The sequence below is a fragment of the Leucobacter sp. PH1c genome, from assembly GCF_000633415.1.
Lineage (GTDB): Bacteria > Actinomycetota > Actinomycetes > Actinomycetales > Microbacteriaceae > Leucobacter.
In genome coordinates, this window is record NZ_AYMV01000020.1 from 1 (window position 1) to 14102 (window position 14102).

At 71.5% G+C, this 14102-nt stretch carries 10 protein-coding genes; all 10 read right to left on the reverse strand.

The genetic code is table 11. The features are described from left to right. Positions 1-470 precede the first annotated feature (470 nt). Entirely contained in the window at positions 471-1985 is a 1515-nt protein-coding gene (gene gatB, locus U874_RS0106700; RefSeq protein ID WP_025133768.1) for an Asp-tRNA(Asn)/Glu-tRNA(Gln) amidotransferase subunit GatB, read from the reverse strand. Beyond that, a complete protein-coding gene (gene gatA, locus U874_RS0106705; RefSeq protein ID WP_025133769.1) occupies positions 1985-3520 on the reverse strand; it encodes an Asp-tRNA(Asn)/Glu-tRNA(Gln) amidotransferase subunit GatA in 1536 nt (511 codons plus the stop codon). Before gatA ends, gatB begins: the two co-directional genes overlap by 1 nt. After that, positions 3520-3855 (reverse strand): Asp-tRNA(Asn)/Glu-tRNA(Gln) amidotransferase subunit GatC, encoded by a 336-nt coding sequence (gene gatC, locus U874_RS0106710; protein WP_025133770.1) that lies wholly within the window; start codon positions 3853-3855, stop codon positions 3520-3522. The genes gatA and gatC overlap by 1 nt, the downstream gene beginning before the upstream one ends. A 70-nt stretch (positions 3856-3925) precedes the next feature. Then, the gene (locus U874_RS0106715; RefSeq protein WP_025133771.1) at positions 3926-4882 is read right to left on the reverse strand and encodes a linear amide C-N hydrolase; all 957 of its coding nucleotides are present in this window, start codon (positions 4880-4882) and stop codon (positions 3926-3928) included. Positions 4883-4914: 32 nt separating this feature from the next. Next, on the reverse strand, positions 4915-5541 hold the full coding sequence (locus U874_RS0106720) for a DNA-3-methyladenine glycosylase I (protein ID WP_025133772.1): 627 nt from the start codon (positions 5539-5541) through the stop codon (positions 4915-4917). 292 nt (positions 5542-5833) lie between these two features. Then, complete coding sequence (gene ligA / locus U874_RS0106725) at positions 5834-8281, reverse strand: NAD-dependent DNA ligase LigA (protein WP_369802349.1); 2448 nt, start codon at positions 8279-8281, stop codon at positions 5834-5836. A 232-nt stretch (positions 8282-8513) separates the two neighbouring features. Beyond that, positions 8514-9731: a tRNA 2-thiouridine(34) synthase MnmA gene (gene mnmA, locus U874_RS0106730; protein WP_081809922.1), complete on the reverse strand. Its 1218-nt coding sequence runs from the start codon at positions 9729-9731 to the stop codon at positions 8514-8516. 9 nt (positions 9732-9740) lie between these two features. Further along, a complete protein-coding gene (locus U874_RS0106735; RefSeq protein ID WP_025133775.1) occupies positions 9741-10922 on the reverse strand; it encodes a cysteine desulfurase family protein in 1182 nt (393 codons plus the stop codon). 19 nt (positions 10923-10941) lie between these two features. Continuing rightward, positions 10942-11928 carry a tetratricopeptide repeat protein gene (locus U874_RS0106740; RefSeq protein WP_025133776.1) on the reverse strand — a complete coding sequence of 329 codons (987 nt, stop codon included), beginning with the start codon at positions 11926-11928 and terminating at the stop codon, positions 10942-10944. Positions 11929-11930: 2 nt separating this feature from the next. Continuing rightward, positions 11931-13940 (reverse strand): hypothetical protein, encoded by a 2010-nt coding sequence (locus tag U874_RS0106745; RefSeq protein ID WP_025133777.1) that lies wholly within the window; start codon positions 13938-13940, stop codon positions 11931-11933. Between the last annotated feature and the right edge of the window lie 162 nt (positions 13941-14102).

The following is a 14102-nucleotide window of genomic DNA, read 5'->3' on the forward strand; positions in this document are numbered from 1 at the left end:
CCTGACAAAAGCGAACATCATTACTGACGTTCAATAATTTGTCCAAAAGGAATCGCCATCAACCAGACCCAAAAGCCTGGCGACGGGATAAATAATTGGCATTTGACAATCAAGTGCACACTATTGAGTTCTCAAAGACCAGACACCACCCGTAGAACCCCCGAAGGAACCCTTCCGAACAGCAACCTGTCTATGCTAGCACATCACGTGCTCGCTGCGCATTCGTATGAACCGGACCGCTTGGCTTCTGCCTCGCTGACCGGCTGCGTTGCGCTGACAAGGGAATACACTACGCCGATCGGCACCCGACGGCAAACCACGCCCCGTTCTCGGGCGTGTCCCCGCGTGAGACCGCCAAAGTTGCCACACCCCCACCAAGCGGCCCTCCCCCGCTGCAGCGCCCCGAAAACGCGAAACGGGCGCGAATCCCGTGTGGAATCCGCGCCCGCCTGGCGTGTCGTGCCCTGAGCTTAGGCTTCTGCTCGCTCGAGCACGAGCTCGCGCACTCGCGCAGCGTCGGCCTGTCCGCGCATCGCCTTCATCACGGAGCCGATGATCGCGCCGGCCGCCTGCACCTTGCCGTCGCGGATCTTCGCGAGAACGTCCGGCTGCTCGGCGAGCGCCGCGTCGACGGCGGCGATGAGCGCCCCGTCGTCCGAGACGATGGCGAGACCTCGGGCGTCGACGATCTCCTGCGCGGTGCCTTCCCCGTCGATGATGCCCGCGATCACCTGGCGCGCGAGCTTGTCGTTCAGCGTTCCCGCGTCGACGAGCGCGACCACCGAGGCGATCTGCTCCGGGGTGATGAGGTCGGCGGGTGCCGCCGAGCGCTCGTTGGCGATGCGGGCGATCTCACCGGTCCACCACTTGCGTGCCGCCTGCGCGGGGACGCCGGCGGCGACCGTGGCCTCGATCGAGGAGACGAGCCCGGCGTTCACGACGTCCTGGAACTCGAGCGCAGAGAACTGCCACTCCTGCTTCAGACGACGGGTGCGAAGGGTCGGGTGCTCGGGAAGCTGCGCGCGCAGCTCCTCCACCAGCTCGCGCGAGGGCGTGAGCGGAGCGAGGTCCGGCTCCGGGAAGTACCGGTAGTCGTCGGCATCGCTCTTCGGGCGACCGGGCGAGGTCTCCCCCGTGTCCTCGTGCCAGTGGCGGGTCTCCTGGGTGATGCTTCCACCCTCGGAGAGGATCTGCGCCTGGCGCTGGATCTCGAAGCGGACGGCGCGTTCGATCGAGCGCAGCGAGTTCACGTTCTTCGTCTCGGTGCGCGTGCCGAGCACGCTCATCCCGGCGTCCTCGTTTCCGCGCGGGCGGAGGGACACGTTCGCGTCGCAGCGGAGGTTGCCCCGCTCCATGCGCGCATCCGAGATGCCGAGCGAGAGCACGAGCTCGCGGATCGTCGCGACGTAGGCCGCAGCGATCTCGGGCGTATCGGCCTCGCCGCCGAAGATGGGGCGGGTGACGATCTCGACGAGCGGCACGCCTGCGCGGTTGTAATCGACGAGCGAGTACTCGGCGCCCTGGATGCGGCCGGTCGATCCACCCACGTGGTTCAGCTTGCCGGCGTCCTCCTCCATGTGGGCGCGCTCGATCGGCACGTGCACCACGCGGCCCGAGGCGAGCTCGATCTCCACGGACCCGTCGTGTGCGATGGGATCGTCGAACTGCGAGATCTGGTAGTTCTTCGCCATGTCCGGGTAGAAGTAGTTCTTCCGGGCGAAGCCCGAGACCTCGGCGATCTCGCAGCCGAGCGCGAGCCCGAGGCTGATCGAGTAGCGCACCGCCTGGTCGTTCACCACGGGCAGCGCGCCGGGCAGGCCGAGGCACACCGGCGTGAGGTTCGTGTTCGGATCGGCGCCGAAGGTGTTCGGGGCCGAGGAGAACATCTTGGTCTTCGTGTTCAGCTCGACGTGCACCTCGAGGCCGATCACGGGCTCGAAGCGCTCGAGCGCCTCCGAGTAGTCCATGAGCTTGGTCTTTGCCATTACGCGTTCGCCTTCCCGGTCGGTGCGCCTGCAAGGGAGGGGGCCTGCGCCCAGAACGGAGCGCCGTCGCGCGCCGTGATGAGCGACTCGATCGCGGCGCCCGCGCGGTACAGGCGCGCGTCCTCGAACGCGGGGGCCATCAGCTGGAGGCCGACGGGGAGCCCGTCCTCGCTCGCGGTGCCGATGGGCAGGCTGAGCCCCGGGATCCCGGCGAGGTTCGCGGGGATCGTCGTGGCGTCGTTCAGGTAGTCCTGCATGGGGTCGCCGCCGTGGGTGCCGAGCGCCCAGGCGGTCGTCGGCGCGGTGGGCGAGGCGATGACGTCGACCTGCGAGAACGCCGCGGCGAAATCGCGCTGGATCAGCGTGCGGACCTTCTGCGCGCTGCCGTAGTAGGCGTCGTAGTAGCCGGCCGAGAGCGCGTACGTCCCGAGGATGATGCGTCGCTTTACCTCGGCGCCGAAGCCGGCGGCGCGGGTCTCGCTCATGACGCTCTCGACGGTGCCGCCGCCCTGCGGGGTGACGCGGAGGCCGAAGCGCACCGAGTCGTACTTGGCCAGGTTGCTCGATGCCTCGGCGGGCAGGATCAGGTAGTACGCGGCGACCGCGTACTCGAAGTGGGGAGCGTCGATCTCGACGATCTCGGCGCCCTGCGCGGCGAGCAGCGCGAGCGACTCGTCGAAGCGGGCCTTCACGCCCGGCTGCACGCCGTCGATCATGAGCTGCTTCACGACGCCGACCCGGAGCCCGCGGAGGCTCGTGGGGTCCGCGCCCGAGCGCGCCGCAGCGGCCATCGAGGGCCACGCGTGATCGAGCGAGGTGGAGTCGTGGGCGTCGTGTCCCGCGACCACGTCGTGGAGCAGCGCCGTGTCGAGCACGGTGCGCGCGCACGGGCCGATCTGGTCGAGCGAGGAGGCGAGCGCGATCGCACCGTAGCGGCTCACGCCGCCGTAGGTGGGCTTTGCACCGACGGTTCCCGTGAGGGCCGCAGGCTGGCGGATCGAACCGCCCGTGTCGGAACCGAGCGCGAGCGGTGCCTCGAAGGCGCCGACGGCGACGGCGGAACCGCCGCCCGAGCCGCCCGGAACGCGGGACCGATCCCACTGGTTGTGCGTGGGGCCGTACGCGGAGTTCTCGGTGGCCGAGCCCATCGCGAACTCGTCCATGTTCGTCTTGCCGATGTTCACGAGGCCCGCGGCGCGCGCCTTCGCGACGGCCGTGGCGTCGAACGGCGAGCGGTAGCCCTCGAGGATCTTCGAGCCGCTCGTTGAGGGCATATCGGTCGTGACGAGCACGTCCTTGATCGCGAGCGGGACGCCTGCGAGCTCGCCGAGCTCCTCGCCCGCGGCGCGACGCTCGTCGATCGCGCGGGCCGCGGCGAGCGAGGCTTCCGCGTCGGTCGCGAGGAACGCGTGGAGCTCGCCGTCGACGGCGGTGATGCGATCGAGGTGGGCCTGCGCCGCCTCGACGGCGGAGACCTCGCCCGCGGTGAGCTTCGCGGACAGCTCGGCCGCGGTCAGCTGAATCAGATCGGACACTACTGCTCCTCCCCCAGGATCGAGGAGACCCGGAACATGCCGTCCGCGGTCTCGGGTGCGTTCTCGAGCGCCTGCTCGCGCGTGAGCACGTCGGCGATCTCGTCGGGGCGGGTGACGTTGTTCAGCGGGAGCGGGTGGCTCGTCGCGGGAACATCGGCGCCCGCGACCTCGCTCACCTTCGCGATGTTCGTGAGGATCGAGCCCAGCTCGGTCGTCAGCGAATCGATCTCGGCGTCGGTGAGGGCGATCCGGGAGAGACCGGCGAGGTGCTGCACGGTCGCGGCCGTGATCTCCCCGCTCGATGCGGCGCGCTCGGCCGCAGAAGTTTCAGGCATGCTGCTCCATCATGGCTTCGGGTTGTGTGTCAACCCCACCATCCTAGCGAGCGCCACCGACACGGGGCCGTCAGACGGCCGCGAAGGCTCCGTTCACCTTGCCGCTCACGCTCGTGGTCTCCTCCGGCGCGAAGCGCAGTTCGCTGGTGGCGCCGAAGTCGAGCTGGCTGAGCTCCACCCAGACCACGTTCGGGTTGCTCGTTGACTCGAAGAAGTAGCGCCGGTCGGTGAGGTCGGCGACGATGCGCCAGCGCGTGGTCGACACGTTGGGCCGCACCGGGTCCGCGGTACCGAACGGCGCGGATGCGTTGCGGATCACGCTGAATGCGTAAGCCGCAGCGGCGCGGGCGTCTGCGGTCTCCGGCAGGCGGGCCGAGTAGAACGCGGCGCGCGCGAAGCGGTCGGGCGAATCCGTGCCGCCGGGCAGCGGCGCTTCACCGCCGAGGCCGGCGTAGCGCTGCTCGAGCTCGAGCTGCTCCGCGTAGACGGGCGAGTTTGCCATGACGGTGTACTCGGTGCCGTGGTGCACGGTGAGCGCGCCGTCGACGAACTCGATGATCGCCGAGTCGCCGCTCACATCGCCCAGCGCGATGTGGCCGGTGCCGGGCTTCCCGCCGATGTCGAGCGGGATGATCTGCACGTCACTCGACTCGAGCCAGGCCACGGCGGCTGCGACCGTGTCAAAGCGGTCGAGCAGGCACTGGATCGCCTGTGCGAGCGCCAGGCCGGGGCGGCTCGTATCCCGCTCGCCGTAGTTCGACTCCGCAAGATAGAGGCCGCTGACCTGGAGGCCGACCTCGTTCAGCCCGTCGACGGCGATCGCGCCGTACATGAGGCACACGACGCTGCCGTACTCCGAGCGCCACGTGAACGAGCCGAGATCCCCCGGGGCGCTCTCGCGCTCGACGCCGCGCGGCCGCACGGCGAGCACCGTCGCCGTGTCCTCGAACCAGTCCATGCTGCGGCCCACCAGAACGTTGCCGGAGCCGGGCTCACCGAGCGAGGACCACAGGAATCGTGTGCACATAGCTTCACCATAGCGCCAGGGGGCCGGCGGCGTCACCCCTCCGCGAACGGGTGTCCACGACGGCTCCCGTCGGGTGCCCAGAGCCCCGAGCAGCCGCGGCGGTGGCTCGAGACCAGGTGGATGTCGACGATACCGATCGCGCTCATGAGGGCGTACATGGTCGTGGGGCCGACGAAGCTGAAGCCACGGCGCTTCAGCTCCTTCGCGAGCGCCTGGGATTCGCGAGAGGTGGTCGGCACCTCGGCGTCCGTCACGGGTGCGGGCGAGCGCTCGGGCATCGCCGCCCAGACGAGTTCCGCGAGCGTGGTCTCCCCCGCTTCGGCGAGCGCCAGGGTGGCGCGAGCGTTGCTGATGGTCGCCTCGATCTTGCGGGTGTTCCGCACGATCCCGGGGTCGGCGAGGAGCCGGGCGACATCCCGTTCGCCGAACGCCGCAACCCGCTGCGGCTCGAAGTCCGCGAACGCGTCACGGAAGGCCTCACGCTTCTTCAGAATCGTGAGCCAGGACAGGCCGGACTGGAACGCTTCGAGGCTGAGCCGTTCAAAGACGCCGGGGTCGTCCGTGACGGGCATGCCCCACTCGGTGTCGTAGTACTCGGTGAGCAGTGGATCCTGCTCGGCCCAGGCGGCGCGCTGCGGGGCGGCGGCGTGTTCAGTCACGGCAACTCCTTCGGTTCACGATTCACGGTTGGCGGGTGACGGATGGCGGGTGACGGTTGGCGGGTGACGGTTGGCGATTCGGGAGTGACAGGTGACGGATTGCGGATCGCCGTTGCCGCGCGCGTGGCCCCGCTCGAGTGCATTCCGGACCCTCGAGTGTCCTCGGGGTGCCCTCAGCGTAGCCAGCTGGCAGGCCCGCGGACGTCGTATCTCGAAACTGTGGATAACTCGTCGCCGACGCGGAATCCCGACGCCGCACCCCGGCGCGCGGGCGCCGGGCCTGGGGTACGGGCTACGCCTCCTCGGGGCTCGCCTCCGGCGCACCGTCCTCGTCTGCCGCAGCGTCCGTCTCGCTGTCGCCGCCGAGTCCGAGCGCCGCGGGGCCCTCGGTCACAAGCACGGCGAACTGTTCGGCGTCGAGCACCGGGATCCCCAGCTCTTCGGCCTTCGCGAGCTTCGATCCCGCTCCGGGGCCGGCTGCGACGAAGTCCGTCTTCTTCGAGACGCTCGAGGCGGCCTTCCCGCCGGCCTGGATGATCGCTTCCTTGGCGCCGTCCCGGGTGAACCCGTCGAGGCTGCCCGTCGCGACCACGGTGAGCCCGGCGAGCACGCCGCCCTCGGCAACCGCGGCCCCGGGCCCGGGGTGGCCCGGCGTGGCCCACTGCACGCCGGCGGCCGTCCAGCGGTCGACGATCTCGACGTGCCAATCGACCGTGAACCAGTCGAGCAGCGACTCGGCGATGATCCCGCCCACCCCGTCGACCTCGGCCAGTTCCTCGACCGTCGCCGCGCGGATCGCGTCGAGCGATCCGAACCACTCGGCGAGCGCGCGTGCCGCAACGGGGCCGACGTGTCGGATGTTCAGCGAGACGAGGAGGCGCCAGAGCGGCTTTGTCTTGGCCCGCTCCAGTTCGGCAAGGAACGTCTCGGCGGTCTTCGACGGCAGCACCTCGCGGTGGCTCTTCCGGATCCCCGCCGCGCGCCGCTCGGCCGGGGTCTTGTCCTCCCAGCCGGGCGGGTAGCTCGCCGCGCTGAGCCGCTGGAACGGAGCGCGCCGCACGGGCTCGCCCGTCTCCTCGTCGATGCGCTGCTCGCCCGTCTCGGCGTCGCGCACGATCACCTCGATGGGCACGAGCTGCTCGAGGGTGAGGTCGAACAGCCCGGCCTCGGTGGTGAGCGGCGGAACCTCGGGCACCTCGGGCTGGGTGAGCGCCGCCGCCGTGATCTCGCCGAGCACCTCGACATCAAGCGCGCCGCGGGAGCCGATGTGCTCCACGCGGCCACGCACCTGCGCCGGACAGTCGCGCGCGTTCGGGCAGCGGAGGTCGATGTCGCCCTCCTTCATCGCCCGGAGCGTGGTGCCGCACTCGGGGCAGCCCTCGGGCATGCGCCACTCGGTCTCGCTCCCGTCGCGCAGTTCGAGCACCGCGCCCAGGACCTCGGGGATCACGTCGCCGGCCTTGCGCAGCACGACGGTGTCGCCGATCAGCACGCCCTTCGCCTTCACCACCTGCTGGTTGTGCAGCGTGGCCTGGCTCACGGTCGATCCGGCCACTTTCACGGGCGCCATCACCGCGTAGGGCGTCGCGCGGCCCGTGCGCCCCACACCCACCCGAATGTCGAGGAGCTTCGTGTGGACCTCCTCGGGCGGGTACTTGTAAGCGATCGCCCAACGCGGGGCCCGGCTCGTCTCCCCCAGCTCGGCGTGCAGCGCGAGCTCGTCGACCTTCACGACGATGCCGTCGATCTCATGCTCGACGTCGTGCCGGTGCTCGCCGCGATCCTCGATGAACGCGACGACCTCCTCGACCGTCTCGAACACGCGCGAGTGCGGCGAGACCGGGAGCCCCCACTCGCCGAGCAGGCGGTACGCGTCCGATTGGTTCTCGAAGTCGGGGTGCGCCCAGGCCCCGATCCCGTGCACGTAGAGCGAGAGCCGGCCGAGCCGCTCCCGCATCAGCTCGAGTTCCGCGGGCGTCTTCTTCTCGGTGCGCTGCCGCAGGCTGCCCGCTGCGGTGTTCCGCGCATTGGCGAACTCCGGGAAGCGGACGGGGATCTGATCCTCAGCACGCCCCCGCGCCAGCTGCTCGGCAACGTAGGCCGCCTGCAGATCGTGCTGGCGCTCGTTCAACCAGGTGAAGTCCGATCCGCGGAGGAACACCTCGCCGCGCGCCTCGAAGAACTCCGGGATCCCCTCGCCGGTGAGGCGCCGAGGGATCGCGGGGATGAGGTCGACGTTCTCGGTGATGTCCTCGCCGACCCGGCCATCGCCACGCGTCGTTGCGGTCTCGAGCTCGCCGTTGCGATAGGCGAGGCTGATCGCGAGTCCGTCGATCTTGAGCTCGGACAGCCACCGCACCGGTCGCCCGGCCGCGGCGCGAGTCTTCTCGGCCCACTCACGGAACTCGTCGAGGGAGAACACGTTGTCGAGGCTCAGGAGCCGCTCGGCGTGCTCGTGCTCGGGGAAGCCCGCGGACACAACTGCCGCGCCCACCTCGCGCGTGGGGCTGTCCTGGCCCGCGAGCTCCGGGAAGGCGCGCTCGAGCGCTTCGAGCCGGTGGAACTGCGCGTCGTACTCCGCATCGGAGACGAGGCTCGCCCCCTCCGAGTAGTAGGCGCGGCGCAGGCGCTCGATCTCGGTGGTGAGGCGCTCGGCTTCGGCCCGCGCAGCGGCGAAGTCGGTGGGCAGCGCAGGCTCGAGGGCCGGCTGCGCGACGGAGCGGTCGGAGTTCGTGTTCACGCCACAATTCTAAAGCCGACCCCTGACAGTGGCCCAGTGCAGCGGGTCCGCGCGTGGCCGCCCGCCGGACGATCCTGATCCACCGCCGCAGCGCCGTTCACCGCCCCTTTCCACAGGAGAAATCTGGAATCTCGGAGCTTTTTCGGGGAACCGGTCCGAGATTGCGGATTTCTCCTGTGGAATCGGGTGCGCGTGGGCACGCCGCAGCGCACCAGCCCGCGAACGTACCGGCCTACGCGCCGTCGCCAGCCGCCACAGCAACACCGGCCGCACCCGCGCTCGCACCCGCACCGAGTACAACCTGTTCGAGCGGCAGCGCCCGGTCAATCGTGAACTGGCCGAGCACCCGGGTGCCGATGTAAAGCACGGCGGTCTGCCCGGGCGCGACGCCCAGCAGGGGCTCCGCGTGCTCCAGGTCGATGTCGACGATGATCTCGTGTGTGGCGTCGGCGCGGTGCTGCTCGGTGCGCTCGGCCTCGTCGATCGCGCGCAGGCGCGCGGTCGCGGGCACGGGCTCGGCGTGGGCGCGGATCTGCACCTCACACACGAAGGGCGTCTCGGGGTCGAAGCCGGGCTCCCCCGCCCAGCTGAAGCGCCCGCCCGCGATGCGGGAGATCTCGAGCTGCTCCTTCGGTCCGACGACCACCTGGTTCGAGACGGGCCGGATCGACAGCACGTAGCGCGGCTTCCCGTCGGCGGCGGGGCGCCCGAGCTGCAGGCCGCGCCGCTGCCCGACCGTGTACCCGTGGGCGCCGTCGTGCGTGCCGACCACTTCGCCGGTCTCGTCGAGGATCTCGCCCGGCGTGCGGGCGACGTGATCGGAGAGCCAGCCGCGCGTGTCACCGTCGGGGATGAAGCAGATGTCGTGGCTGTCGGGCTTCTGCGCGACCTGCAGGCCGCGCTCGGCGGCCTCGGCGCGGATCAGGTCCTTCGACGGCGTGTCCCCGAGCGGGAAATAGCAGTGGGCGAGCTGGCGCTCGGTGAGCACGCCGAGCACGTACGACTGGTCCTTCGACCACGCGCTCGCGCGGTGCAGCTCGCGGCCGGTGTCGCCGTCAACGAGGCTCGCGTAGTGCCCCGTCGCGACGGCGTCGAAGCCGAGCGCGATCGCCTTGTCGAGGAGCGCGGCGAACTTGATCTTCTCGTTGCAGCGCATGCACGGGTTCGGCGTGCGGCCCGCCGCGTACTCGGCGATGAAGTCGTCGACCACGTCTTCCTTGAAGCGCTCCGAGAGATCCCAGACGTAGAACGGGATCCCGAGCAGATTCGCGGCCCGCCGGGCGTCCATCGCGTCCTCGATCGTGCAGCAGCCGCGGGAGCCCGTGCGCACCGTTCCCGGCATGCGACTGAGCGCCAGGTGCACCCCGACGACCTCGTGGCCGGCCTCGACCGCGCGCGCCGCAGCGACCGCGGAGTCGACGCCTCCGCTCATTGCTGCCAGAACTTTCACCCGAGTATTCTAGGCCAGCCCGGCGGATCGTGCCCGCAGCAGCGCGTCGGGGAGCGCCGCGAGGAGTCGTTCGATCTCGGCGGGCTCGGTGCTCGTGGCGAGGCTGAAGCGGAGCGCGCCCGCGGCGACCGCTTCGGGGAGGCCCAGCGCGCGGAGCACGTGGGAGGGTTCGGCCACGCCGGCCTGGCAGGCGGATCCCACGGAGACGGAGACCCCAGCTGCGTCGAGCAGGAGCACGAGCGAGTCGCCCTGGCAGCCGGGGAAGGTGAAGTGCGCGTTCCCGGCGAGCCGTTCGGCTCCGGGCTGCGGTCCGCGGAGCTCGGCGCTCGGATCGATCGCGCGGATACCGCCGATGAGCTCGTCGCGGAGCTGCGCGAGACGGGCGAGCGCGGCGGGGCGCGGCGCGCCATCCGGGCCGAGGACCGCCCAGAGCGCGGCCGCGAAGGCGACGGCGCCCGCGACGTCCTGGGTGCCGGATCGGCCGCGCTGCTGCGTGCCGCCGTGGAGCAGCGGCTCGATCGCCGCGCGCCGCGACAGCAGGAGCGCGCCCACGCCGACCGGGCCGCCGATCTTGTGGGCGGAGACGCTGAGCGCCGTCGCCCCGGAGCGCGCGAAGTCGATCGGGACCTGGCCGAGCGCCGCGACGGCGTCGACGTGCACGGGGATCCCGCCCTCCTCGGCGACCGCGCAGAGCTCAGCAACGGGTTGGATCGTGCCGACCTCGTTGTTCGCGGCGAGGAAGGAGACGAGCGCGACCTCGCCGGGGCCCGCGTCCGCGATCGCGGTGCGGAGCGTGTCCGGCAGGAGGCGCCCGTCCGCGTCGAGCGGCAGCCACACGAGCGTCGCCCCCTGCGTGTCGCGCAGCCACTCGGCGGATTCGAGCGTCGCGTGGTGCTCCCCGTCGGCGACGAGGATCGTCGATCCGGATCCCGCCCGCCGCCGCCCCCAGAAGAGGCCCTTGAGCGCGAGGTTCACGGATTCGGTTCCGCCGCCCGTGAGGATCAGCTCGGCGTGATCGCAGCCGAGCGCCGCGGCGATCTCGGCGCGGGCGGATTCGAGCCGATCTGCGGCCTCCTGTCCATGCGCGTGCGTCGACGCCGGGTTGCCCACGGTGCGGAGCGCGTCCAGGTACGCCGCCGCCACCTCGTCCGGCATGGGCGAGGTGGCGGCGTGGTCGAGATAGGCGCGCACGGCGGAGCGACGCGTCGGCTCAGTACAGGAGGTTCGCGAGGCGGCCGCGCGCGGCGATGACGCGCGGATCGGCGACGCCGACGACCTCGAAGAGCTCGAGGAGGCGCTCGCGGATCACGGCGCGATCCTCGGCGTCGCTCGCGGCGAACAGCTCGAGCAGGCGGAGGAACGCGTCCTCAATGTGCCCGCCGGAGACGTCGAGGTCGGCGACGGCGAGCTGCTCGGGCACCCCCGTGGGGGCCGCGGCCGCTGCGGAGCGGATGTCGTCCGCGGAGTGGCCGCTCAGGCGGTGGAGCAGGCGCATCTGCACGAGCGCTGCGCGGGCTGCGGCGTCGGCCGGGGCCTTCGCGAGCACGGCCTCCCACTCGGCGATGGCGCCGGCGAAGTCGCCGCGCTCCCCCGCCTCGACCGCGGCGAGGTGCGCCTCGGGGATCTGGGGCTCGGCGGGCACGGCGGGTTCGTCGCCCGCGTCGGGCGCGGAGACGCGGCCGACCACGCCGTGCTGTTCGGCGAGCTGGAGCAACTGCACGAAGAGCTCGCGCACCTGCGGCTCGGGCTGCACGCCCTGGAACAGCGGCACCGGGCGGCCGCCGACGAGGGCGACGACGCTCGGCACGGTCTCGGCCTGGAACGCCTGCGCGAGCCCGGGGCTCGCGTCGACGTCCACGCGGGCGAGCATCGCGCGCCCATCGAGCTCGCGCGTGATCTCTTCGAGCACGGGGGTGAGCGCCTGCGCGGGCTCGCTCCACGACGCACCCAGCACGAAGACGACGGGCACGATGCTCGAGAGCTGCGCGACCGACTCGAAGGCGGCGTCGGTGACGTCCATCACGAGCGAGGGCACGTCCACGACGCGGGAGTCTGCGCCGGCCCCACCGGCTGCGGCGGACGGGCCTCCGGCAGCCGGGGCGCCCGGGGCGCCTGCTGCACCGGCCTGGCCGCGCGCGGCGAGGTGGCTCAGGTCGACCCCGCCTCCGGGGATCCGTTCGGGCATCTGCTGGGCCATGGTCAGTTCCTCACTCCCACGAGCTCGCTCGTCACGCCGAGCAGCTCGATCTGGGTTCCGGCGGTCTTGCTGGGCACGAAGAAGAGCATCTGGTGCGCGACTTCCTGCACGAGTCGGTCCTGCTCGCCGGTGAGCCCGGAGAGCGCGGTCACGGCGTCCTTCGCCTGCGGCTTGTACCGGCCGCCGTCCGCATCGACGATCTGCTCCTCGATCACCGTGGTGGCGACGAGCGCACCGCCCGCGCCCGTGGAGAGCGCGACGGGCTTCGCGTCGCCCTGCCGCGCGGCGACGGAGAACTTCATCGTCTGCCCCTTGGCGTCGGAGGAGGCCTGCGCCTCCTCAGCGCGGGCCTTGCCGTAGCTGTCGAGCAGCGTGTCGGTGTCGAGGTCGAAGAGTGCCGCCTGCTCGGCGTCCTTCCCGTTCTGCAGCAGCGCGGCGTAGGCCTCGCCGACCTTGCCCGGGGCGAGCACGAGCGTCTCGATATCGTTCGAGAGGAGCGCCGTCCCGTCCTCCGCGGGCGCGGCCTGCGGCATCGAGATGCCGCCGCGAAGCGCGATCACTCGGGAGACGAGGTAGTTCTGGTGCGGATCCTCCTGCGTGAGGAGCAGCGCGAGCGACGGCGAAGCAGCCGTCTCGGCGCTCGCGTCGGCGCCGTCCGCGGTCTCCGCGGGGGCCGCGCCGCCCGCGGTCGATGCGACGGTGACGAACAGCGTGCGCGGCCAGCCCTCAGTGCTCTGCACCAGCTGGTAGTCGAGCGCCTGATCCGTGAGGCGCGGCGGCACAACCGCGTAGTCGGGCTGCGCGGCGCGAATCGTGTAGTTGGCGGTGCGCTGCGCGAGCGCGTCGCCCGTGAAGCGCTCGGCGAGCACGGTCGCGTCGAGCTCATCATCGCCCTGGGCTGCCGTGTCTGCGACGCGCTCGACGATGCGGTCGAGCTGCCCCTCGGTCACGGGGACGGGGGCGACCGCCGACGCGGTGGGCGCGGGCGCCTCCGCGGTCGGGCTGGGCTGCTCGAGCTGCGGCCAGTAGCCGGCGGAGCAGCCGGTGAGCGCGAAGACGGCCGTGAGTCCGAGCGCGGGGAGGGCAGCGCGGCGCAGGCCGCGACGGCGCGGCTCCGCTCGCCGCTGGGCCGCGTCTCCGCCGGCCGCGGGGCTCGCGCCCTCAGCTGAGCTCGCGCCGCTCGCCGGAGCACCGGCTCCTGCCGCGGATCCCGCTCCCGCCGCCGCACTTGCCGCGGTCTCGGTCGTGGGAGCCGCGGTCCCCTTCGGGGTGCGCGAGAACGCATTGCGAATGCCCTGCAGCGGCCCCTTCCGCCCACGGCGCGGGCCGAGCCCGCGCCGGTCGTGATCGACCGCGAGGAGGTACAGCACACCGCCGACGAGGGCGAGCACAGCGCCGCCAACGAGGAGCGGACCGGCCCACGGGGTGTTGCGGTCCTGGGCCCAGACGAGCGAGACGTCCTTCGGCACGGGCTGCGTGCCGTCGGAGGCGATGAGCACGGACTGATCCGCCGCCAGCGAGACGGGCACGCGGAGCGTCTCGGTCTCGGTGCCGGTGCCGGCCTCGTCGATCACCCGCTCCTCAAGCCAGAGGTCCGAGCCGCGCGGGTCGAGCCCGGTGTCGGACGCGGCCTCCTCGGCGGCGACGGCGTCGCTCGCTGCGGCGTCGCTCGCGGGCGCATCGGTGATCGCGGGCGCGATGAGCGCGCTCAGCAGCTTCTCACCACGCGTGTCCACGGAGAGCTCGGCGTGCGAGAACGGCTCGAGCCAGCCGCGCACATCACGGGTGGCGCCCGTCGCGACGAAGGCGTTCTCGCCCTTCACGACGACGTTCGCCTGACCCGGGACCTTCGCGAAGTCGGCGCCGTCGATCACGGCGTAGGCGGTCTCGGACTTCGTGTCGACCGGGAAGCTGATCTCCGCGGGACCGGCCAGGAAGGTTCGCTGGCCGAGACCGAGGATCAGCAGCACGCCGGAGAGCGCGAGCGTCGCAATCGCAAGCACGTATCGCACGTGAGCTCCTCACATTTCGTTGTCGGGATCCTGCGCCGGCGACGGTGGCCCCCGGTGCGTGCTCCGGATCCCTCAGCGTTCAACGCTACCGGAGCTTTCCGTGTGGCACATGCGGAGGCCCCTGATTTCGCCTCGCGCGCACTCAGATCCCCGCGCGGGACA

What these genes read in the sequence shown, in the direction of transcription:
- gatB (WP_025133768.1), bottom strand. Translation starts at nt 1,985, where the DNA reads ATGGCAAAGACCAAGCTCATGGACTACTCGGAGGCGCTCGAGCGCTTC.
- gatC (WP_025133770.1), bottom strand. Translation starts at nt 3,855, where the DNA reads ATGCCTGAAACTTCTGCGGCCGAGCGCGCCGCATCGAGCGGGGAGATC.
- U874_RS0106715 (WP_025133771.1), bottom strand. Translation starts at nt 4,882, where the DNA reads ATGTGCACACGATTCCTGTGGTCCTCGCTCGGTGAGCCCGGCTCCGGC.
- U874_RS0106740 (WP_025133776.1), bottom strand. Translation starts at nt 11,928, where the DNA reads ATGGCCCAGCAGATGCCCGAACGGATCCCCGGAGGCGGGGTCGACCTG.